This is a genomic window from Candidatus Methylomirabilota bacterium, assembly GCA_035936835.1.
Taxonomy (GTDB): Bacteria; Methylomirabilota; Methylomirabilia; order Rokubacteriales; family CSP1-6; genus AR37.
This window is the reverse complement of the sequence record DASYVT010000031.1, coordinates 12,931-33,125: the sequence shown is the minus strand read 5'-3', so window position 1 is coordinate 33,125 and position 20,195 is coordinate 12,931. Positions and strand designations below refer to the sequence as shown.

The 20,195-nt window shown below is 69.1% G+C and carries 22 protein-coding genes and 1 pseudogene; 6 read left to right on the top strand and 17 right to left on the bottom strand.

The genetic code is table 11. The features are described from left to right. Nucleotides 1-28: 28 nt before the first annotated feature. From VGV06_02930 to VGV06_02920, 3 genes are read right to left on the bottom strand one after another with little or no spacing between them, the layout of a single operon-like run. A complete protein-coding gene (locus VGV06_02930) occupies nt 29-601 on the bottom strand; it encodes a hypothetical protein (GenBank protein ID HEV2054109.1) in 573 nt (190 codons plus the stop codon). Continuing rightward, complete coding sequence (locus VGV06_02925; protein HEV2054108.1) at nt 598-921, bottom strand: cupin domain-containing protein; 324 nt, start codon at nt 919-921, stop codon at nt 598-600. The genes VGV06_02930 and VGV06_02925 overlap by 4 nt, the downstream gene beginning before the upstream one ends. Before the next feature lie 22 nt (nt 922-943). Further along, nucleotides 944-1,129, bottom strand: a complete 186-nt coding sequence (locus VGV06_02920; protein HEV2054107.1) for a hypothetical protein — start codon at nt 1,127-1,129, stop codon at nt 944-946. A 79-nt stretch (nt 1,130-1,208) separates the two neighbouring features. Here VGV06_02920 and VGV06_02915 point away from each other — a divergent pair, with 79 nt between their 5' ends. Continuing rightward, complete coding sequence (locus VGV06_02915) at nt 1,209-1,985, top strand: DUF1499 domain-containing protein (protein ID HEV2054106.1); 777 nt, start codon at nt 1,209-1,211, stop codon at nt 1,983-1,985. Here the strand turns inward: VGV06_02915 and VGV06_02910 are convergent. Continuing rightward, entirely contained in the window at nt 1,982-3,328 is a 1,347-nt protein-coding gene (locus tag VGV06_02910) for an SUMF1/EgtB/PvdO family nonheme iron enzyme (protein HEV2054105.1), read from the bottom strand. The two genes, VGV06_02915 and VGV06_02910, sit on opposite strands and share 4 nt — an antisense overlap. Nucleotides 3,329-3,482: 154 nt before the next feature. On the opposite strand from VGV06_02910, the gene egtD reads away from it, so the two are divergent. From egtD to VGV06_02890, 4 genes and pseudogenes are all read left to right on the top strand, one after another. Next, nucleotides 3,483-4,490, top strand: coding sequence for an L-histidine N(alpha)-methyltransferase (egtD, locus tag VGV06_02905; GenBank protein ID HEV2054104.1), 1,008 nt, complete (start codon nt 3,483-3,485; stop codon nt 4,488-4,490). Between the two features lie 40 nt (nt 4,491-4,530). Beyond that, nucleotides 4,531-4,665, top strand: a complete 135-nt coding sequence (locus VGV06_02900; GenBank protein HEV2054103.1) for a hypothetical protein — start codon at nt 4,531-4,533, stop codon at nt 4,663-4,665. Between the two features lie 12 nt (nt 4,666-4,677). Next, a pseudogene (locus VGV06_02895) lies at nt 4,678-5,067 on the top strand (redoxin domain-containing protein). After that, the gene (locus VGV06_02890; protein ID HEV2054102.1) at nt 5,039-5,878 is read left to right on the top strand and encodes a hypothetical protein; all 840 of its coding nucleotides are present in this window, start codon (nt 5,039-5,041) and stop codon (nt 5,876-5,878) included. The pseudogene VGV06_02895 and the gene VGV06_02890 overlap by 29 nt, the downstream one beginning before the upstream one ends. Here the strand turns inward: VGV06_02890 and VGV06_02885 are convergent. The 8 genes from VGV06_02885 to VGV06_02850 all read right to left on the bottom strand — a co-directional run bounded on the left by VGV06_02885 (nt 5,875) and on the right by VGV06_02850 (nt 14,602). Further along, complete coding sequence (locus VGV06_02885; protein ID HEV2054101.1) at nt 5,875-7,368, bottom strand: glycine betaine ABC transporter substrate-binding protein; 1,494 nt, start codon at nt 7,366-7,368, stop codon at nt 5,875-5,877. The genes VGV06_02890 and VGV06_02885 overlap by 4 nt on opposite strands. A 3-nt stretch (nt 7,369-7,371) precedes the next feature. Then, nucleotides 7,372-8,136 carry an ATP-binding cassette domain-containing protein gene (locus tag VGV06_02880; GenBank protein ID HEV2054100.1) on the bottom strand — a complete coding sequence of 255 codons (765 nt, stop codon included), beginning with the start codon at nt 8,134-8,136 and terminating at the stop codon, nt 7,372-7,374. Next, nucleotides 8,133-9,206, bottom strand: a complete 1,074-nt coding sequence (locus tag VGV06_02875; protein ID HEV2054099.1) for a Gfo/Idh/MocA family oxidoreductase — start codon at nt 9,204-9,206, stop codon at nt 8,133-8,135. The genes VGV06_02880 and VGV06_02875 overlap by 4 nt, the downstream gene beginning before the upstream one ends. A 9-nt stretch (nt 9,207-9,215) precedes the next feature. Then, nucleotides 9,216-10,304: a UDP-N-acetylmuramate dehydrogenase gene (locus tag VGV06_02870; GenBank protein ID HEV2054098.1), complete on the bottom strand. Its 1,089-nt coding sequence runs from the start codon at nt 10,302-10,304 to the stop codon at nt 9,216-9,218. After that, a complete protein-coding gene (locus tag VGV06_02865; GenBank protein HEV2054097.1) occupies nt 10,301-11,191 on the bottom strand; it encodes an ABC transporter permease in 891 nt (296 codons plus the stop codon). The genes VGV06_02870 and VGV06_02865 overlap by 4 nt, the downstream gene beginning before the upstream one ends. Further along, nucleotides 11,184-12,128 (bottom strand): ABC transporter permease, encoded by a 945-nt coding sequence (locus tag VGV06_02860; protein ID HEV2054096.1) that lies wholly within the window; start codon nt 12,126-12,128, stop codon nt 11,184-11,186. Before VGV06_02860 ends, VGV06_02865 begins: the two co-directional genes overlap by 8 nt. A gap of 16 nt (nt 12,129-12,144) precedes the next feature. Beyond that, complete coding sequence (locus tag VGV06_02855; protein ID HEV2054095.1) at nt 12,145-13,713, bottom strand: ABC transporter substrate-binding protein; 1,569 nt, start codon at nt 13,711-13,713, stop codon at nt 12,145-12,147. 481 nt (nt 13,714-14,194) lie between these two features. Next, complete coding sequence (locus VGV06_02850) at nt 14,195-14,602, bottom strand: hypothetical protein (GenBank protein ID HEV2054094.1); 408 nt, start codon at nt 14,600-14,602, stop codon at nt 14,195-14,197. A gap of 367 nt (nt 14,603-14,969) precedes the next feature. On the opposite strand from VGV06_02850, the gene VGV06_02845 reads away from it, so the two are divergent. Then, nucleotides 14,970-15,218, top strand: a complete 249-nt coding sequence (locus tag VGV06_02845; GenBank protein HEV2054093.1) for a hypothetical protein — start codon at nt 14,970-14,972, stop codon at nt 15,216-15,218. An 83-nt stretch (nt 15,219-15,301) separates the two neighbouring features. Here the strand turns inward: VGV06_02845 and VGV06_02840 are convergent, their stop codons facing one another. Genes VGV06_02840 through VGV06_02820 form a run of 5 tightly spaced genes read right to left on the bottom strand, consistent with a single transcriptional unit; the run spans nt 15,302 to nt 20,164 of the window. Continuing rightward, entirely contained in the window at nt 15,302-15,637 is a 336-nt protein-coding gene (locus tag VGV06_02840) for a hypothetical protein (protein ID HEV2054092.1), read from the bottom strand. Nucleotides 15,638-15,640: 3 nt separating this feature from the next. Continuing rightward, nucleotides 15,641-16,762, bottom strand: coding sequence for a CoA transferase (locus tag VGV06_02835; GenBank protein ID HEV2054091.1), 1,122 nt, complete (start codon nt 16,760-16,762; stop codon nt 15,641-15,643). A gap of 14 nt (nt 16,763-16,776) precedes the next feature. Beyond that, on the bottom strand, nt 16,777-17,835 hold the full coding sequence (locus tag VGV06_02830; GenBank protein HEV2054090.1) for an acyl-CoA dehydrogenase family protein: 1,059 nt from the start codon (nt 17,833-17,835) through the stop codon (nt 16,777-16,779). A 5-nt stretch (nt 17,836-17,840) separates the two neighbouring features. Next, nucleotides 17,841-18,989, bottom strand: a complete 1,149-nt coding sequence (locus tag VGV06_02825) for an acyl-CoA dehydrogenase family protein (protein HEV2054089.1) — start codon at nt 18,987-18,989, stop codon at nt 17,841-17,843. An 11-nt stretch (nt 18,990-19,000) separates the two neighbouring features. Beyond that, on the bottom strand, nt 19,001-20,164 hold the full coding sequence (locus tag VGV06_02820) for an acyl-CoA dehydrogenase family protein (protein ID HEV2054088.1): 1,164 nt from the start codon (nt 20,162-20,164) through the stop codon (nt 19,001-19,003). Nucleotides 20,165-20,195: the final 31 nt, after the last annotated feature.

Here is a 20,195-nt window from a genome sequence, read left to right as displayed (position 1 = left end):
AGGATCTGGGACAGCCGGACGCGGCCCGTCACCGCCGCTTCCGTGGCGGATCGTAGAGGCGTCCCCGCTGGCGCTTCCGGTGGCAGAGGAAGAGCGTGTACTCGATCGCGCGGGCCGACGCGCGCAGGCGCCGCGCGTGCGAGCGGAGGGTCTCGAGGTAGCGGAGCCACTGCCCGACCGTGAAGCCGCGGCCGGCCGGGTTGGCGTCCACGCCGTGCATCGCGTACAGCATCTGCCACGCGCGGATGTCGAGCACGCCGTAGCGCCGCGGGTCGAGGAGCGTCAGGATGGCCGAGGCGACGGGGACGCTGACGCCGTCGAGCGCCAGCAGGTGCTCCATCCGCCTCCGCTCGCTCCGAGCCGCCAGCGCGAGGCGCGAAGCCTCGCGGACGCGCCCGGCGGCATTTCGCTGGTAGTGGCGCAACGCCCGCGGGCTCTTCCACCGGCACATGGCGAGGAACTCGCCGCGAGAGATGAAGCCTCGCCGCCGCGCTTCGCGCACCCGCGCCATCAGCGCGGAGGTGGCCGCGTCCTCCTCCGTGACGAGCTCGCGGCGCAGGAGCGCGGCGATGCTCCGGCGCCGCAGCAGACCCAGGCTCACCCGAGGATCTCGATCTCGACGAAGACGAACTCGAAGCTGTTGGCGTTCTTGACGTCGTGCTCGGCGCCGGCGGGGCGCGCGTAGGCCTGTCCCGTGACCAGCTCCGACGTCGAGACCCCGTCGGCGCCCGTGATGGCGAGCCGTCCCGATGTCATTGGCACGACGACGTACGGGTACTCGTGGCGATGGTGGCCGGTCGTGGCGCCGGGGGCGAAGCGCCACTCGGTGACGCGGACCGCGCCGTTGTCGAGCTGGACAGTCGGAACGGCGGGCGGCACGGCGGGTGGCACGGCGGGCGGCACGGCGGAGGGAGCGGTCATGGTCGGGTCGCGGCGGGCGAAATCAGATCATTCCCGGCGACTGGTACTCGCAGAACCCTTCGCGCGCGACGGCCGCATGCCAGCGCCCGCCGGTGTTGTCGCAGCGCGCCTGGAGATCGCGCTCGGTGTAGCCCTTGGGCGTCGCAGCGCAGCCCGAGTCAAGCAGCAGGAGCAGACCGCACGCGAGCCGCGCCGTCATCGTCGCCATGGTCAGGCGACTCTAGCCGCGGCCTCCGCGGGCTGTCAAGCCGCGGTATGCTCTGGCCTACGGGAGGGAGGGCTCGGCCATGGCCGAACGAAGCGGAGAGCGGCGGGAGCGGAGGGCGCGGCGGGCCGCGAGCCTCACCATAGCGGCGCTCGCTCTCGCAGTCCTCTCGGCATTGTGCGTCGCGCTGTCGGGCCCCAGCCATCGCCTGGGCTTCCTGGGCACGCCTTGGGCGCTCGGTGTCTTCGCGGTGGCGGCGCTTGGGGGCCTCGCGGCCGCCGTTCTCGCCGTCTGGGCCATCGCGCTCGCTCTCACCGCTCGCGTGTGGCGCAGCCTCGCTGGCTCGGCTCTGGCGCTGCTCGTGGCCCTGGCAGCCGCGGCACCGCTGCTGGGCATGGTGCGCGCGGGGGCCGCGGCCCCGCTCATCCACGACATCACGACGGACACCAACAACCCGCCGCCATTCGTCGCGCTCCAACCGCAGCGCGCGACGTCGGAGAACGGGGCGGCGTATGGCGGCGCCGCCGTCGCCGCCCAGCAGAAGCGGGGCTATCCCGATCTGGCGCCGCTCGTCCTGCCGCTGCCGCCCGAGCAGGCGTTCGCCCGAGTCGAAGCCGCCGCCCGCGCCATGGGCTGGCGTATCGTCACGGCCGTGCCCGCCGAAGGGCGGCTCGAGGCGAGCGACACCACGCGCTGGTTCGGCTTCACCGACGACATCGTCGTGCGCGTGAGGCCCGCGCCGAACGGCAGCCGCATTGACGTGCGCTCGGCTTCGCGCGTGGGGCGGAGCGACCTGGGTGTCAACGCGCGCCGCATCCGCGCCTTCCTCGCCGCCGTCGCGACGGGCGGTGCCCGCTAGCGGGCGCGAACCTCCGCGCCGGCGACACAGCGAAACGTGGCGAAGACGTACGAATAGTGCGCCTGGAACCAGTTGCGGAAGCTCCGGCGTACGAGCTCCGCGGCGGTCGCCCACGAACCGCCCTTGAGGACAAAGTGCTTGCCGTCGAAGAAATCGGCTGAGTAGCCAGGATAGCCCGGGATCCACGCCTCGAAACCCGGGAAGCCCGCGAACGGCGTCTCGGTCCATTCCCACCCATTGCCCACGAGGTCGTAGACACCCCACGCGCTCGCTCCCTCGGGGTACGTGCCCACTGGCGTCGGCGCCCAGTGGCGAAAGTCGAAGTTGCCGTGTCGCTCGCCGGGAGCGCCTGCTCCCCAGGGAAAGGAGCGCTCGGGTCCCAGTGGATCGCCGAAGGCCGCCCGGTGGAACTCCGCCTCCGTGGGCAGCCGCAGACCCCGCCATCGCGCATACGCCCGCGCCTCGGCCAGGCTGACGTACACGGGCCAATCCATCACGCGCTCGAGCGGGAGGAGATCGAAGAGTCCGCGGTAGAGCCACCGCCCGTCCTGGTTCGTCCACACCCGCGGATGAGAGAGCGTCTCCTCACGGCTCCACCCCCAGTCATCGGCAGCCCAGAGCTCGCGCCGCCGGTATCCTCCATCGTCCACGAAGGCGAGAAACTGGCCGTTCGTCACCGGCGTCTCACCGATGCGGAAGCCCGGCACGAAGACTTGAGCCGGAGGGAACTCATTGTCCCAGCCGAATGCCAGGTCGGTGAGCGCCGCGCCGAGCGTCGCCGTCCCCGGGGGCACCTGCACCGTGGCCGGGCGTCGGCCGCGGCCCGTCACCTCGCGCGGGAGCCAGGCGGGACGGACCTTCCGGTCGAGGGCAAGCTCCTGGAGCATGTAGAGAAGCGTCTCCTGGTGCATGAGCTCGTGCTCGATCACCATCGAGAAGACGCGCCCATCCCGGGCCATGAGATGCGTCCCCGCCCGCTCGGTCACCGCGTCCACGGATTCGAGCACCGAGGCCCGGACGCGATCACGATAGGCGAGCACCTCGGCCACGGTCGGCCAGCGATCCGGGATTCCCGGGTGAGCGTGGCAGTGACCCGGATCGTCCACATCGGGATCGATGCCGCGGGAGAAGATCTCATCGAATGCCGCGTTGAAGGAGGGCCGCGCGAGGACACCCACGCACACGTGGTTCCAGGCGAAGGCGGGGAGGTGCCCGACATAGAAGATGAACGGGTGGCGCAGCGCGATCGGCTGCGCGAGGAAGGCCCCGGGCGCGAGGATCTCGAAGATCCGGTCCGTGCGCGCCCATACGTTAGCGAGCCGCTCCCCCATCGTCTCAGCCATGTAGAACCCTCCCCATGGTCCTAGCGAGCACTGTCAGGAAGTGTACGTCGGGATGGGCTCCACGGCGACCGAAAGCGCCGGGCCCATTCGGACATCTCAAGCAAGACTTGCGGGTTGGCCCGAGGCGGATTACCCTCGGAGGGCCGCGGCTGGGGTGGCCGATGCCCCGTGCCTCGAAACGACGACCATGCGCTATCGCGCGTACGCGTATACGGACGAAACCGACAGGCGCACAAGGCTCGAGGAAGACGTGCGCCGCGGGCTCACGGCAAGCCCCAAGACCCTGCCCCCGAAGTACTTCTACGACGCCATCGGATCCAAGCTGTTCGAGGGCATCACCGAGCTTCCCGAGTACTACCTGACGCGGAAGGAAGCGGCGCTCCTCGAGACGCTCGCGCCAGAGCTCATGCGCGAGCTGGAGCCCCAGGACATCGTAGAGCTCGGCCCGGGATCGGCGGTGAAGACCCGCCGGCTCCTCGATGCCCGGAACGGCCTGCGGGACCGCCTTCGCTACGTTCCGATCGACGTCGACGAGCTGACCGTGCAAGCCAGCGCGGCCCGCCTCATTGCCGACTACCCGTTCCTCGACGTGCGCGCTCTCGTGGGTGACTTCGAGCGGCACCTGGAGCACGTGCCCTCCCCGGTCGGCCGCCGGCTCGTGCTCTTTCTCGGCAGCACGATCGGCAACCTCGACCCTCCCGGCAGGCAGCGGCTGCTCGCCCAGGTGCGCGCGCTCCTCCGCAGCCGGGAGGATCGCTTCCTCGTCGGCCTCGACCTCGTCAAGGACGTCACGGTGCTCGAAGCCGCATACAACGATGCGAGCGGCGTCACCCGGGAGTTCAACCGGAACATCCTCAACGTCGTCAACCGCGGCACGGACGCCGACTTCCTCCCCACGGCCTTCCGGCACGTCGCCTTCTACAACGAGACCGCGGCCCGCATCGAGATGCACCTCGTCCCCGACTCGACGCAGGAGGTGCATCTCCGCCGCCTGGGGCTGACCATTCGCGTCTCGCCGGAAGAAGGCATCTGGACGGAGAATTCCTACAAGTTCAGCCGCGCCGCCGCGCAGGCCATGCTCGAAGACGCCGGGCTCCGCCTCGAGACCTGGCACACCGACTCGGAGAGTTACTTCGCCCTCGCGGTCGCCGCTCCGGGCTAGCCGCGAGGTTGGCGGGATCCGAAAGCGAGGAGGATACGTCGTGCACCCACATCTGGCCGTCGGCAAGCAGTTCCCGGATCTCGAGCTGCCCGATCATCGAGCCGAGCCGGTCCGCCTCTCCGCGCTCGCGGGCGAATTCCCGCTCATCGTGAGCTTCTACCGCGGGTACTGGTGACCGAAGTGCGGGTGCCAGTTGCGGCACCTGACCGAGCTCCAGGACGAACTCGCCGTCAACTACTGCAAGCTCGCGGTGGTCTCGACAGACCCGCCCGAGGTCTCGGCGGCGTTCCGCGCCGGGCTCGGCGCCTCCTTCACGTTCCTGAGCGATCACGAGCGACGCGCCATCTCACGCCTCGACATCGTCGAGACGACGCCGCCGACATTCCGACACGGTCTCATCGCCCTGCCGTACACCTTCTCGCTCCTGCCTGATCTCACGATTCATCGGATCTACAACGGCTGGTGGTATGTCGGCCGGCCGACGCTCGAGGAGCTGCGCCAGGACATGCGCGCGATGATGGAGCGCTGTCGAGGCGACTACGTCTATCGTGGGCCGGGGTCGGATGCCGCCGGCTGACGCGTCCCGCGGCGCGGACGACCCGGACCACGGGGCCTACGCGCAGCCCACGCCGCGACTGCTGTACGTCCACGACGATCTGAGCGACGACGTGGTGGAGCGTCTCGGTCCCGCCTCCCCCGCCGCCGCCCTCACCCGCTCCCTCTTCGCGCTCCTCCAAAGAGACCGCGAGCGGGTCGTGGTCCTCACGCTGGCCGAGCAGGTCGAGCGTGTCATCGCCCAGGGTCGGCATGCCCCATTCGATCTTGCACTCGGCATCGGCCGAGCCGGCGAGCGCGTGGCCCAGGCGCTCCACGCGAAGACCGGCTGGTTCCCGCGCGTCCACCCTCTCGGGCTCACCCGAGAGGAGGACGGGCACGGAGACTATCATCTCGTCAGCACCGTGCCGGCCACGCTCGCCGGCCAGCTTGCCGGCCAGCTCACGGACATCGATGCCTCCGAGTCACTCGCCGTGGTGGACGACACCGTCTTTTCGGGTCTCACCCTGCGAAGCGTTCTCGAGACCCTGCCGCCCGGGGTTCTGCCCCGGACCCACGTGTTCTGCCTCCGCGGCGTCTCGGATTCGATCGCTGCCGTCGCCAAGCTCTGCCCGATCACCGTGGGCGTGGCCGGGCCGGGGCGCATGCTGGAGGACGTGAGCTTCATCAATGCCAGCGGCCTCGTGCTCCGGGTGGGTATTCGGCGCCGCGGACGGCCTCCGCTGGCCTTCTTCGAGCGCCCGCAATGGATCCGGGCGTGGTTCCCGGGCAGGGACGGCGAAGTCATCGCTGCGTGCCGGCGCCTCAACGCGCTCCTCGACTCCGGAGGTTAGCGGCGGAGGCCGCGCGGGACCGCGAGGCGGTCCAGAAACTCGAAGACCACGTGAAACGCCACGGCCATCGCCGCGGCGGGCGCAGCCCCGGCCAGGATCGTCGCGGTATCATCCAGCGCCAAGCCCCGCACGATCAGCGCTCCGTAGCCGCCGCCGCCGATGAACGCGGCAAGCGTGGCCGTGCCCACCGTCATGACGGCGGACGTCTTGATCCCCGCCATGATGCTGATGGAGGCGAGCGGGAGCTCGATGCGAACCAGGCGCGCCAGCCGCCCGAGCCCGAGCACAAAGGCGATCTCCAGGAGATGGCGATCGATCCCGATCATCCCCGCGTAGGTGCTGCGCACGATGGGGAGGAGCGCGTACAGGGAGAGGGCGACGAGGGCGGGACCTTTGCCGATCCCGAAGAGCGGGATCATGAAAACGAGGAGCGCCAGGGCCGGGACGGTCTGCAGCATGCCGATAGCGCCAAGCTCGACCTGACCGATCCGCCGGAACCGCGCCGCGGCGATGCCCATCGGCATGCCCAGGACGATGGCGGCGGCCAGGGAGACCAGGACGAGGACCAGGTGGTCGAGCGTGAGGGCGTAGAGCTCCGTCACGATGCCCGGCCTGCCCTGCGCGTCCGGCTGCGCCGCGCCCGCGAACGCGGCGGCCACCTCGGGGATGCTCTTGCCGTCCAGGTCCACCATCGCGTTGAGTGCCGCCATGCGCCGGTCGTCGAGCGATCCCTCGAAGGTTTGGCGGAGCCGCACCCACGTCCGCGGGAAACGCTCGGCCATGTCCCGGCGGGCCAGCAGTACCGCCGAGTAGTCCGGGAAGAAGCCCCGATCGTCCCGGAGGATCCGAAGTCGCAGGCGCTCGAGCTGCCCGTCCGTCGAGAAGACGTCCATGACATCCACCTCGCCGCCGGCGAGCGCCCGGTACGTCAGGGCGTGCTCCATCACGCGGACGCGAGCCAGCGACAGGCCGTAGTGGCGCCTGAGTCCCGGCCAGCCGTCCTCGCGCTCCAGAAAACCGGAGCTGAACGCCGCGGTGAGCTCGCGGTGACGCGCGAGGTCACCGATGCTCCGGAGCTCCAGGTGCTCGGCCAGCTCGACGCGGACCGCGAGCGCGTACGTGTTGTTGAAGCCGAGGGGCTCGCTCATCGTCAGCCCCGATGGCCGGAGGCGCGCTCGGATCGCCTCGGGCGTGCGGAGCGCCGGGTCCTTCAGGATGATGCGGGCGAGCGTGCCGGTGTACTCGGGATAGAGGTCAATCGCGCCCGAGGCGATGGCCCGGTATGTGATGCCGGTGCCACCGAGGCCGAGCCGCCGTTCGACCCGGGCCTCTCCAGCCTGCTCGATAACCTGTGCCGCGATCTCCGCGAGGATGTAGCTTTCCGTGAAGGACTTCGACCCGACACGGATGATTCCGTCCTGCGCGGCGCTGACGCCGGATCCGTGCAGCAGCAAGGCGAAGAGCGCGACACCCGCGACGAGCGTCCGCATGTTTTATCGGGCCCCCGATTCCCCGGGGGCGAGCGTTTGGCCGGGAGCCAGCGTTTGGGCGGTCAGGAACTGAGTCACGAACGGCGAGGCAGGCCGCTCGACCAAGTCGGCGAACGCCCCCTGCTGGACGATGCGTCCTTCGGTCATGAGGGTGATGGTGCGACTGAGGAGAGCCGCCTCGCGGATGTCGTGGGTCACCATCACGACGGTCTTGCCCAGGGCCGCAAAGAGGCGGCCGAGTTGGCTCTGGAGCTCCGCCCGGACAATCGGGTCGAGCGATCCGAGCGGCTCGTCGAGGAGGAGCACGGGCGGGTCGAGCACCAGCGCCCGCATGAGCCCGACACGCTGGCGCTGTCCCCCGCTGAGCTCGCGCGGATAGAGGCGCAGGCTGTCTTCGTCGAGTCCCACCATCGCCCCCAGCTCGGCCGCGCGCGCGCGAGTCCGCGCCGGCAGCCAGCCATGCGCTTCCGCCGGTAGCGCCACGTTCTGGTACGCGGTCAGATGCGGGTAGAGCCCGCCGTCTTGCACCACGTAGCCCATGCGCCTCACAAGCGCGGTCCGCGTGGACTCGGTGACGGGCGTCCCGTCCACCAGCACTTCGCCCCTGTCCGGCTCCACGAGACCGAGGATGAGCCGCAGGACCGTCGATTTGCCCGAGCCACTCGAGCCCAGGAGCACGTGGACGGCGCCGGCACGCACCTCGATCGACACGCCGTCGAGCGCGAGGCGACCGCCAAAGCGCTTGGTGACCGCTCGGAGCGCGATCACGATGGAGTCCGGGCGGCCGGACGCACGTCCTCTGGAAGCACATCGGGCGGAAGCGCATCCCTGAGTCGCTCCAGGATGGCCTCCGGAGTCCCCGGGATGGGCAGATCGACGCGGCGGCGCTCGAGGCTCGACAGCGCGAGGCCCATCAGGATCTCGAAGCCGTGGTAGCTCGTCACGAGATTTGACGGATGCGCCCGCCGAGGATCGTCCAGCCAGTCGGCGAGAAGGCGCATGTGCTCGGGCTCGCCCGGCGAGATGTCGGCGGGCCCGGTTTGAACCAGGCCTCCGGACCGCCGCGTGACCGCCTCCCACCCGCCGCCCAGCACCACGCGCGCATAGCCCTCGGCGCCCCGGACGGTGACGGCCACGTCGCCCCAGAAGCCGCCGTCGTCGAGGTGACGTGGCGCCAGAGAACCGATCTCGAGGAGACCGCGGGCCCCGCTCGCGAATTCGACGACGCCCGCGACGTGATCAGGACAGGGATGGTCCTCGAGATAGGCCTTGCGCCCATGAGCCTGGCCGAGGACCGACGTCGCGCGCGTGCCCGCGCCGAGCCACAGCATGGCATCGACGACATGGGTGCCCGCCCGCAGCATCGACGGACGGGCAGTGGCGTGGAAAGACCGGATCTCCCCGATGCCGCCCTCCTCCACGATCTGCTTTACCCGCCGCCAATGGCCGGCGTGCTTGAGCTGATGGCAGACGACGGCCTTCGTGCCGCCCGCGCAGAGCGCGACAATGCGCCGGGCGTCGGCCAGCGAGAGCGCCAGCGGCTTCTCGAACGCGATCGCGCGAACGTCATGCCGCACCCCGAGCTCGACGAGCTCGAGCCGCACCGCGGGCGGGGTGGCGAAGCAGAGCAGGTCGGGGCGCTCGGCGGCGAGCATGGCCTCGGCGTCGGAGTAGCCGCGCGTGATGCCAAGCGTGTGCGCGAGCGCGCCGAGGCGCTCAGCGTCTCGATCGCAGAGCGCCACCAGCTCGAACCGGTCCGGATTCGCGAGAAGGCCAAGCGCATGGCTCTGTCCACGCGCCCCGCAGCCGACGAGCACGGCCCGGTACCGAGGCTTCATGCCGGCATTCTACAGCGAGAGCGCGCCCCAGAAGACGGGCTCGGGGACGAGGCGGATGCCGAAGCGCTCTTCGACCCGCGCGCGGATCTCGCGGGCGAAGCCGGCCACGTCGGAGGCCCGCGCGCCCTCGCGGCAGACGATGGCGAGGCTGTGGCGTGTGGACAGGGCGACAGGCCCCGGCCCGTCTCCACGGCGGAGTCCCGCGTGTTCGATAAGCCAGGCCGCCGAGAGCTTGACGCGCCCGTCCGCCTCGCGCCACCGCGGCATCGCGGGATCGCCCGCCGCGCTCTCCACGCGCCCGAACGTCGCGCCGTCCACCACCGGGTTCAGGAAGAACGAGCCGCAGCTCCGGCGGTTGGGATCGTCCGGGTCGAGCACCATGGACTTGGAGCGGCGGATGGCGAGCACGCTCGACCTCACGTCGGCGAGCGAGGGCTTGGCGATGCCTCGCCGCGCGAGGTCGCTCTCGACGTCGGCATAGCGCACGGCCGGCGCGCCGTCGGGGATCAGCCTGTAGGTCACGCTCAGCACGATGAAGCGGTCGGGCTCGCCGCTCTTGAATCGGCTCGTGCGGTAGCCGAAGCCGCAATCTTCGGGCGCGAGGTTCACAAAGTCGCCCGTGCGGCGATCGAGGGCGCGAAGAGCGGTCACCGTCTGAGACACCTCCTGGCCATAGGCGCCCACGTTCTGGATGGGCGTCGCGCCCACGAGCCCCGGGATGCCGCTCAAGCACTCGAGCCCCGCCCAGCCGCGCTCCACGGCGTGGGCGACGAGGGCCTCCCACGGCTCGCCCGCCGCCGCCGTCACCTCCACTCCTCCCCCCACCTCGTGCAACGACACCCCGCGCAGCGCGACCCTCACGACGAGTCCGTCCACTCCCGTATCGGCCACAACGAGGTTGGAGCCGCCGCCGAGCACGTGGAGATCCACTCCGCGCTCCTGCGCCCAGCGGAGGGCCGCCAGCACCGCCGCCTCGTCCGCGGTCTCGACGAAGAAGCGCGCGGGCCCGCCCACGCCCATGGTGCAGTGGGGCGCGAGCGGGACATTCTCGAGAGGCGCCAGCGGCGCTTCGTCGTGCGAGGGGCCGGACGGGCTCACTGGACCCGCAGGCGGGGGTCGAGGAGATCGCGAAGGCCGTCGCCGAGGAGGTTGAGGCTGAGGCCGGCCAGCGTGAGCGCCACGCCCGGGAAGAGGCTGACCCAGAAGGCCTCGCGGATCACGTTCTTGCCGCTCGCGATCACGTTGCCCCAGGACGGCACGTAGGGCGGCACGCCCACGCCGAGGAAGCCCAGGATCGCCTCGGCGAGGATCGCGTAGGCGAAGATGAAGCTGCCCTGGACGAGGAGCGGGCCGACGCAGTTGGGCAGAATGTGGCGCACCGCGATGCCCGCGTCCTCCCGGCCGAGCGCGCGCGCGGCCTGGACGTAGTCGAGCTCGCGGATCGACAGCACCGTGCTCCGGATGAGCATGGCCGTGCGCGGCATGTAGACGACCGAGAGCGCGAAGATCACGTTCCACACGCCGGGCCCGCGCACCGCCATGAGCGCGATGGCCAACAAGATGGCAGGGAAGGCCATGAGCCCGTCCATCACGCGCATCACGACCGTGTCGAGGCGCCGCGAGAAGCCGGCGACCAGGCCGACCGCGATGCCGCCGACCGAGGTCAGCACCATGGTCGTCACGCCGACCAGGAGCGAGATGCGGCTGCCGTACAGGACCAGGCTCCAGACGTCGCGCCCGAACTCGTCGGTGCCGAGGAAGTGCCGGGCGCTCGGCGGCTGGAGCCGCGCCGCCGGCTCGAGCCGCGTGGGATTGTGCGTCGAGAGCACCCCCGCCAGCAGCGCCGCCAGCACGAAGGCCAGGAGGATGAGGGCCCCGCCCACCACGCTGCGGTTGGCCAGAAGGCGGCGGACCCAGCGCGGCCGCGTGGACGGCGCGCCCGCCGTTACCCCAGAGCCGAGGACGTCGACGGCCGCCTCAGTCATAGCGGATCCGCGGGTCGATGATCGCGTAGAGGAGATCGACGCCGAGGTTGATGAGCACGTAGACCGTGGCGGTGACGAGGACGACCCCCTGCACCACCGGGTAGTCGCGCCGGAGGATGGCCGAGATGATGAGGCGGCCCAGCCCCGGGATGTTGAAGACGATCTCCGTGACGACGGCGCCGCCGATCAGCACGGCGGTCGTGATGCCGATGACCGTGACGACGGGCACGAGCGCGTTGCGGAAAGCGTGGACCCAGGTCACTACACCATGCGAGAGCCCCTTGGCCCGCGCGGTCCTGATGTAGTCCTGCTGGAGCACCTCGAGCATGCAGGAGCGGCTGATGCGCGCGATCAGCGCCGACTGGTTGAAGCCGAGCGAGAAGGCGGGCAGGACCATGTACCGGAGCGCGCCCACGGGGTCCGTGAACACGGAGACGTAGCCCGCGGCGGGCAGCCAGCCCAGGCGCACGGCGAAGAAGTAGATGAAGTTGAGGCTCAACCAGAAGCCGGGGATGCAGACTCCGAGCAGCGAGACCAGCATGAGCCCGCGGTCCCAGGCCGAGCCCCGGTAGGCCGCCGCGATGGTTCCCGACGGCACGCCGATGACGACGGCGACCAGCAGCGCGGAGAGCATCAGGACCAGCGTCGGCTCCGCCCGCTCCCAGAGCGCCCGGCTCACGGGACGGTCGAGGAAGTACGACTGGCCGAGATCGCCGCGCAGGACCCGCGCGTAAAATCCGAGGAGCTGCTCGTAGATGGGACGGTCAAGCCCGAGTCCCTTCCGTGTCGCCTCGATCTGGCTGAGCGTGGCGTCGGGGCCGAGCATCACGCTGACCGGGTCACCCGGGATCAGGTGGATCAGCAGGAAGACGACGGTGACGACGACCGCGAGCACCGGAACGATCGCGGCCAGCCGTCGCAGGAGATAGGGCCCCACGCATCACATCTCCGGCTTACTTCTCCAGCCAAACGTTGTAGAAGCGGATCCGCTCGGATTTCTCGTTGAAGTCCTTGACCGTATTCCGCACCGCGCGCAACCCGAAGAGGTCGCCGTAGCGGATGACCGGCACCTTCTCGTAAAACTGCCGGGTCTGCTGCTCCCAGAGCGCCATACGTTTCTTGGGATCCGTCTCCCGCGCCATCTCCCCCTGCAGCTTGAGGATGTCCTCGTCGGAGGTCCAACCGGGCCAGCTCGACGTGAGAAAGACCGCATGCGTCGGGTCGTAGAAGGCGCCTATGCCCGTGGTGAAGACGTCGTACTCCTTCGAGTTGTTCCGCCGCTTGACCAGCGTCGCCCAGTCCACCACCTGCAGGTCGATCACGAAGCCGATGTCCTCCAGCTGTTGCTTCGTCAGGAGGGCGAAGTCGTACATCCACTTGTACTCCTGCGTCGTCATGAAGCGGATGGGCTCGCCCTTGTAGCCGGACTCCTGGAGCAGGCGCTTCGCCTTGTCCTTGTTGTGCTCGTTCCACGGCAGTCCCGTGAGCTTGGTGTGCCACGCCGTGATCTCAACGGGCGCCAGACTCGAGTCCATCCGATAGAACACCGCCTTGCCCCCGGCCACGTTCTTCATGATGGGCTCGATGTCGATGGCGGCCTGCCAGGCCTGGCGCAGCTTCTGGTTCGTCATCAGGCCTTCCTTCTTGTTCATGACCGCGACGAGCCAGTAGTAGGGCTTGGAGACGATGGGGCGAGCATTGGCGTTATTCTTCAGCCGGTCGTAGGCGTCGAGGTTCAGGTCGTCGGCGAAGTCGAGCTCGCCGGTCTCCACCTGGGCCACGCGCGTCGCGACCTCGGGCACCGGCACCCAGCGGATCTCGTCCACGTAGGCGGTCTTGCCCCCGCCGTAGCCGTTCGGCTTCTCATTGCGGGACTTGTAGTCGTCGAAGCGCACCATGCGGATGTACTGGTCGGGCTTCCACTCGGCCAGCTTGAACGGCCCCGTGCCGATGTACTCGGTCACCTTCTGCTCCGGCGGGAACTTGTCGACGATCTCCCTCGGATAGATGGCGCCGAAGTTGTTCGGCACGGCGAGCGAGATCAGCACGATGGCCGACTTCTCCTTGAGCCGCATCTCGACCGCGTACTTGTCCAGGGCCTTCCAGTCCGCCACCTGGGCGAAGAGAGCCTTGCCGTAGACGGACTGCTTGCCCCAGCGGGCGAGGGAGGCGACGACGTCCTCGGACGTCATCTCCTTGCCGTTGTGGAACTTGACGCCCTGGCGGAGCTTGAAGGTGTAGACGAGGCCGTCCTTGCTGACCGTCACGCCCTCGGCGAGCATCGGGATCGGCTTATTGGTGCTGTCGAGGCTGTAGAGCCCTTCGTAGATGTGGTTGGTCAGCGTCTCGGTGATACTGGCGGTGGTCCAGTGCGCGTCGAGCGCCGGCGGCTCGCCCAGGTTGCCGACGCGAAGCACGCCGCCTTTCCGCGGCGCGTCGGCCGCGAGGGCGGCGCCAACGGCGACCAGCAGGACAGCCACCACCGCAACCAATGCTTTTCGGACGGGCACAGAACGCGCCATACGATTACCTCCCCAAGGGGTGTCGAGACAAGTGCGTAGGATGTTGCTCCGGGGCCGAAGCCTTGTCAACGCCCCCGGGTGGGCAGGGGGAGCGAGGGGGATTAACCCAGGTCACCGGGAGCATCATCCCGAGCACGTTCGAGTTTTACTGGCAGCCACCCGCCAACGCCTATGATCTCGTCCGCGCGCTGCAGCTCTTAGCAGAGGCCGGCTACCCCAATGGCTTCGACGCTGGAGAGTACTTCTGCGACGCCTCCTACTTCGGATTCGCGCGGTGCGGCCCGCACCAGGCGTGTTTTTCGTTGGTGAGTGCCGGGAGGGGCTCGCCCCTCCCGGCTCCATCGCACCCTTCATCGGGACACACGACTGGCGGTGCCTACCGCACCTACCAAGCTCCCGGCACCCACACTCGGAGCGGACTTATCTAAACAAGGAAAGGGGGAGTTGACTTCCCCGTTTCTTGATTACAAAGAAGCGAGCCTCAAGCCATCAGGTCCGTGATCCTCATAATTGCGACCACCTTCCCGTCATTGAACGCTTGCTCTCTTGTGCCCTTATCGCAAGTCCAGACGTGGTTCTTTTTGGCCGTAAAGGTCTTGCCGTCTTGCACGAGCCGAAGCTCTCCTTCGGTGATATGGCAGACCATGGCATTCTTCATCGGGTTATCGGCACTCTTCGATCCCGGCTGCAGGATGATGTCACGCATCGAGACAGTCTTAAAACCGGGGATCATGGCCGCTCCCTCGCCATAGACACGCTGCACGACACCGGGTGCCACCGTCGTGTCCTTGCCGACGTCCATGGTTTGCGACGCCGCGGGCTTTACCACAGCAGCCGCAGCGGCTACCAATCCGAATGTCAAAGCTGTTCTTCGATTAAGTTTGTCCATCGAGTTCCTCCGCGGTTGCCTTTCGGCAACCACCGAACGGTAGAATCACTCTTTCTTCCTTGGTCCCTGTGCGCTCCATCAGTGAATCGGCTCCCCGTGATATTCGTGGACGGTAGCATACTTGGTCCTGGGGTTGAGTCTTTATCCGGGATTCCCGATATGGATCGATTGCCGCCCTCATGACGGCGTCCACGGAGCTGCCCGTCCCGTCGGTCAGCTCGTCAACACGTCCCAACACGTCGCCGGCAGTCATTCTGGTGACCGTTTCCGGGGTTGGTCACTCCGACCGTCCCGTTCAGAGACACCCCGGCCGGATCGCCACTCACTCTTCACCGCCTTTACTCCCTGGGGCTCGTGATCACGTGGGGTGCCCCGCGAGTCGCTCGATGCGCCCGAAGATCTGCTCAAACAGGCGCCGCGTCAAGTGGCGTTCGGCCAGCTGGAGCACGAAGTACCGAGCATGCCGGATGAGGCGCCCGCCGGTCTTGAACAGCCGCTGCTGAAAGTTCGTCAGCGACGAACTTCGAATCGAAAGGGGGAGAGCGAGCCGACGCAGGAGGTTGCCGACATCATAGGCGATGACCCCGAGGAGCAACCGCACCGCGCTGGCCCGTAAGCCGTGGCAAGAGAGGCGCGTTCAATTGGCGACTTCTTTCCTCTCCTTGATCCACTGCTCCGCCATCCCGCGCTGGAGGCCGACTAGGGGAAGATCTGCCGGTAGGCGAATCGCGCGCGATCGCCCGCGCCCGCGAAGCGCGCCTCGTAGTCCTGTGTCATCGCCTCGAGCGTGTCGGAGGCCGCGAAGGCGCGCAGCGCCTCCTCGGACTCGAACTCGTAGACGACCATGTACTGCCACGGCTCGGCGCACAGGTGCGCGCCGACGTCGAGCGCGACGGGCGCGTAGCGGCGCATCGCGAGCAGACCTGGCACCTGCGCCGCCTCTGCCGCGCGCCGCGTGTTGTACCACTCGTTGAACGCGGCCTCGAGCGAAGGCGCGATCGTCGCCTTGACGACGAAGATGGCGGGGCGGGGCACGGGTCAGCCGCCGCGAATCTCGCGCGTGTGCTCGCCCGGCTTGGGCGGGGCCCGACGGATGCCGGGTCGCGCGCCGTCGAAGGACAGCGGCAGGGCCACCAGCTCGTAGTCGTCGCCGGGCATGGGTTGGATCATCCCGATGGCGGCGGTTTGCGGCTGGGCTAGGGCTTCCGGCAAGGTATGAATAGGACCGCAGGGCACACCGGCCGCCTCGAGGAGGTCGATCCACTCGCCCTTGGAGCGCGTCATGAGGATGCGCTCGATCTCCGGCAGGAGAAGGGACTTGCTCGCGACGCGCGCCGCGTTGGTCGCGAAGCGCGGGTCCGTCGCCCACTCGGGATGGCCTAGCGCCTGCGCCAGCTTCGCGAAGAGCCGGTCGTTGCCCGCGGCGATGATGAGGGACCCCGTCTTCGTTTCGAAACCCTGGAACGGCACGACGCGGTGGCTGCCTGTCCGGTGACGCTCCGGTATCTCACCCGAAGCGCGGAAGGACGCGAAGTGGCCCTTGAGCCAGGCGAGCCCGGTCTCGAAGAGCGAGGCGTCCACGATACAGCCGCGCCCCGTCTGCTGGCGCTGGAGGAGCCCGGCCAGCGCGCCGATCGCGGTCCACATGCCGGTGCCGTAGTCCAGGATGGAGGTGCCGATGCGTGTCGGCGGTCCGCCCTCGTCGCCGTTCATCATCATGAGCCCCGAGAACGCCTGGACCATGGGCTCGTAGCCGGGCTTGAGCCTGAGAGGCCCCGTGGCGCCGAAGGCCCAGACCGAGCAGTACACGAGCCGCGGGTGTTGGGCCGTGAGCGCGGCGGCGCCCAGCCCCTGCGCCTCGAGCGAGCCGGGGCGAAGGTTCTGGACGAGGACGTCGGCCCGGCCGATGAAGTCCACGAGCCACTCGACATCGGAAAGCTTCTTGAGATCCAGCGTGACGCTGCGCTTGTTCGCGTTGACGGCGAGAAAGCCCGGCGACACGCCCTTCCAGAAGGGCGGGCCCCAGCGCCGTGCGTCGTCGCCCTCCGGCCGCTCGATCTTGATGACGTCGGCGCCCATGTGCGCGAGGATCTCGGCTGCGATGGGCCCGGCCAGGTTCTGCGCGATCTCGACGACGGTGATGCCGTGAAGAGGAAGCATCGGTTTTCCCCGGATTATCGCGACGTGAGATACGGCCAGAGGGCGTCCGCGCCGCGCGCGGCGACCTCCCGGCCGAGAGACGCGGCCCAGTAGGCCTCGGCGCCAAATTCTGCGCGCCAAGACCATAACCGGCGAGTCACGAAGTGAAGCGTGTGCTCGTACGTGAAGCCGATGGCGCCGTGGCACTGGTGCGCGATGCCGGCGCCGAGCCCGGATGCTTCGCCCGTGCGGATCTTGGCGACGGCGATCTCGAACCCCGCGTCGCCCTCATCCATCGCCGCGAAGGCGCGCTGCGCCGCCATGCCGGCGGCGGCGGTGTGGCCGGCCAGGAGCGCCAGCTGATGCTGGATCGCCTGGAAGGATGCCAGCGGGCGGCCGAACTGGACCCGCTCTGTCACGTACTTGACCGACTGCGAGAGCAGGAATTCGAGGCCGCCTGCCATCTGCGTCGAACGCGCCATGGCACCGGCCAGCATGAGCGCGCCGGTCGGGAGTCCCGCGCCCGCGTCGGCCGCGGCGAGGACGGGCGCGCCGGTCCATTCAAGCGTGTCGCGGGGCTCTTGGGCGAGGTTGACGTCGGGCTCGGCCTTGGCAATGCCCCCCTGTGCGAGAGCGACCATCGGCTTCCCATCGCCTTCGGCGAGCACCACCACATGGCCGGCCGAGGCGCCCCACGGCACCCGCGTCGCGGTCCCGCTCAACCGCCAGCTTCCCCCGTCGCGAGCGAGCGCGAGCTTCTCCGCCGGCCTCACCGGCGCGACGGTGAGCGGCCCAAGCGGCACGTTGAGGCCGCTCTCGGACAGAAGCCACGCGCCGATCATCGTCTCGGCTACGGGCAGCGGCACGGCGAAGCGGCCGCAGGCGGCGAGCACGACATGCGCGTCGCCCCACGCGCCGCCCGCGCCGCCGCGCGACTCGGAGATCTGCGGAAGGGTGAGCCCGTTCTCCTCGAGCATCTGCCAGAGCGCGGCGGGCCACGTGCCCTTCTCGGCGGATTCGATGAGCGCGGGGGGAACTTGGTCAGTAAAAAGCCGGGCGCAAGTGTCAGCGAGTAGCGTCCGTGTGTCGTTCATGGTGGTCACCGGAGTCCCAGGCCGCGGGCGATGATGCCGCGCAGGATCTCTCGCGTGCCGCCGCGGAGCGAGAAGGACGGCGCGTGTTCGACGAGGTAGCCGAAGACGCGCTCAAACTCCTTGCCCGAGCCCAGGCGCGGCTCGACCCCGAGGAGCGCGTGGACCACCTCGGGGATTTCCTGCTCGAAGCTCGTGCCGACGTCCTTGACCACCGCGGCCTCGAGGTTCGGATTCTGGCCGGCCTGGAGCATCATCGCGATCGACAGCGACATCTGGCGCAGCGTCGCCAGGTGAGCGGTCAGGCGGCCGATCACGACCGCCGCGCGCTCGCCGGGCTCGGCGCCCACCTCGCGGATCAGCTCGATGATGAGCCGGATGGAGGAGAGGTACCGCTCGGGGCCGCTCCGCTCGAAGGCGAGCTCCGTCGTCACCTGCGTCCATCCGTCGCCGTCCTTGCCGACCAGCATGTCATCCGGCACGAAGGCGTTCTGGAAGTGCACCTCGTTGAAATGATGCCCGCCGGCCAGGTCGATGATCGGCCGGATGCCTATGCCCTCGGACTTGAGATCCACGAGGAACTGCGACAGCCCCTCGTGCTTCTTGTCCGGCACGACCTTGGTGCGGAAGAGCGCGATCGCGTAGTCGGAGATGTGGGCGTTGCTCGTCCAAATCTTGGTGCCGTTGACGCGGTAACCGCCCTCGACGCGCTCGGCCCGCGTCCGTATCGAGGCCAGGTCCGAGCCCGAGTCCGGCTCGCTCATGCCGATGGCGAAGGCCAGCTCGCCCTTCGCAATCTTCGGCAGGAAGCGCTGGCGCTGCTCTTCCGTCCCGAAGCGGAGCAGCAGCGGCCCGCTCTGCCTGTCGGCGACCCAGTGCGCGGAAGTGGGGGCGCCCGCGGCGAGCGACTCCTCGAGGACGACGTAGCGCTCGAGCGCGCTCCGCTCGTGGCCGCCGTACTTCTTCGGCCACGTCATGCCGATAAAGCCGGCCTCGCCCAGCCTGCGCGAGAATTCGCGATCGAAGCCGCCCCAGGAGAGCGCGCGCTTGGTCGCGCTCGTCCCGCCGAGCGTGCGGGCGAGGAAGTCGCGGATCTCCTCTCGGACCTTCTCGGCCTCCGGCGGAAGCTCACCCAGCTGGAAGTTGAACGTGGCCACTTCGCCGCCTCCTACCGGAAGAGAGACCGGGCGATCACCATGCGGTGCACTTCGGACGGGCCCTCGCCGATGCGGCGCACGCGGGCCTCACGGTACCAGCGCTCGAGCGGGAACTCCTTGGACACGCCGTAACCGCCGTGGATCTGCACCGCGGCGTCGATCACGCGCCCGAGCACTTCGCTCGAGTAGAGCTTGGCGATCGAAGCCTCGACGCGCGCGTCCTCGCCGCGGTCGGCCTTCCACGCGCCCTCCCAGGTGAGCCAGCGCGCCGCGCGAAGCTCCACCTCGGCGTCGGCCAGCATCCACTGGATGGACTGGCGCTGGGAGAGCGGAGTACCGAAGGTCGAGCGCTGCTTGGCGTGCGCCACAGCCATCCGGTGCGCGGCGACGGCCACGCCCAGGTTGCAGGCCGCGTAGGGGAAGCGCTGTTTGACGAGGAGGTCGAAGGCGAGGTCGAGCCCCTGCCCTTCCTGGCCGATGAGGTTTCCCGACGGGATCTCGCAGTCCTCGAAGACCACGTCGTTGGGGATGGCCGAGGTCCGGATCGTCCGGATCGGCCGCGCGGTGAACCCGGGGGTGCCGCGCTCGAGAATGAAGCAGGAGATGCCGGCGCGCCCCTTGGCCTTGTCGGTGCGGGCCCACACGATCCCCCACGGCGCCTCGTGGGCGCGCGAGATGAACACCTTGCGCCCGTTCAGCACCCAGCGGTCGCCGCGCTTCTCTGCGCGCGTCTGGATGGCGCCCGCGGGATCGGAGCCGCCCGACGGCTCGGTGATGGCGAAGAAGGTCTTCACCCCGTCGCGAACGGCCGGCACCGCGTACTTCTCGATCTGCGCCTTGTTCCCGGCCCAGATCGCGGGCGGCGGGTAGCGGCCGAACACGCCGCAGCCTGGGTTATAGAGGCCCATGCGGTGCTGGGACATTTCCTCGAGCGCCACGCACATGCTGAAGGTGTCGAGCCCGCCCCCGCCATACTCCTCTTTGGCGCCGAGGGCCCAGAGCCCCACCGCCTTGGTCTTGGCGGACAGGCGCGCGAAGTCTTCGTCGGGGATATCGGGCGCGTCGGGATCCAGCCGCTGCTCGAGCGGGATGATCTCCTCCTGGATGAAGCGGCGAATCTGCTCGCGGAGGATGCGGAGCTCGTCGGGCAGCGTGAAGCCTGGGAACGATGGCATGGGGCGAGATTCTATCACCATCGAGCGGCGC

Bases quoted from the DNA above. Each gene is read 5' to 3' on its own strand.
- VGV06_02925 (HEV2054108.1), bottom strand. From the start codon at position 921: ATGACCGCTCCCTCCGCCGTGCCGCCCGCCGTGCCACCCGCCGTGCCG.
- VGV06_02820 (HEV2054088.1), bottom strand. From the start codon at position 20,164: ATGCCATCGTTCCCAGGCTTCACGCTGCCCGACGAGCTCCGCATCCTC.
- VGV06_02875 (HEV2054099.1), bottom strand. From the start codon at position 9,206: ATGAAGCCTCGGTACCGGGCCGTGCTCGTCGGCTGCGGGGCGCGTGGA.
- VGV06_02835 (HEV2054091.1), bottom strand. From the start codon at position 16,762: ATGCTTCCTCTTCACGGCATCACCGTCGTCGAGATCGCGCAGAACCTG.
- VGV06_02915 (HEV2054106.1), top strand. From the start codon at position 1,209: ATGGCCGAACGAAGCGGAGAGCGGCGGGAGCGGAGGGCGCGGCGGGCC.
- VGV06_02920 (HEV2054107.1), bottom strand. From the start codon at position 1,129: ATGGCGACGATGACGGCGCGGCTCGCGTGCGGTCTGCTCCTGCTGCTT.
- VGV06_02830 (HEV2054090.1), bottom strand. From the start codon at position 17,835: ATGAACGACACACGGACGCTACTCGCTGACACTTGCGCCCGGCTTTTT.
- VGV06_02885 (HEV2054101.1), bottom strand. From the start codon at position 7,368: ATGCGGACGCTCGTCGCGGGTGTCGCGCTCTTCGCCTTGCTGCTGCAC.
- VGV06_02850 (HEV2054094.1), bottom strand. From the start codon at position 14,602: ATGGACAAACTTAATCGAAGAACAGCTTTGACATTCGGATTGGTAGCC.
- VGV06_02865 (HEV2054097.1), bottom strand. From the start codon at position 11,191: ATGACTGAGGCGGCCGTCGACGTCCTCGGCTCTGGGGTAACGGCGGGC.
- VGV06_02855 (HEV2054095.1), bottom strand. From the start codon at position 13,713: ATGGCGCGTTCTGTGCCCGTCCGAAAAGCATTGGTTGCGGTGGTGGCT.
- VGV06_02910 (HEV2054105.1), bottom strand. From the start codon at position 3,328: ATGGCTGAGACGATGGGGGAGCGGCTCGCTAACGTATGGGCGCGCACG.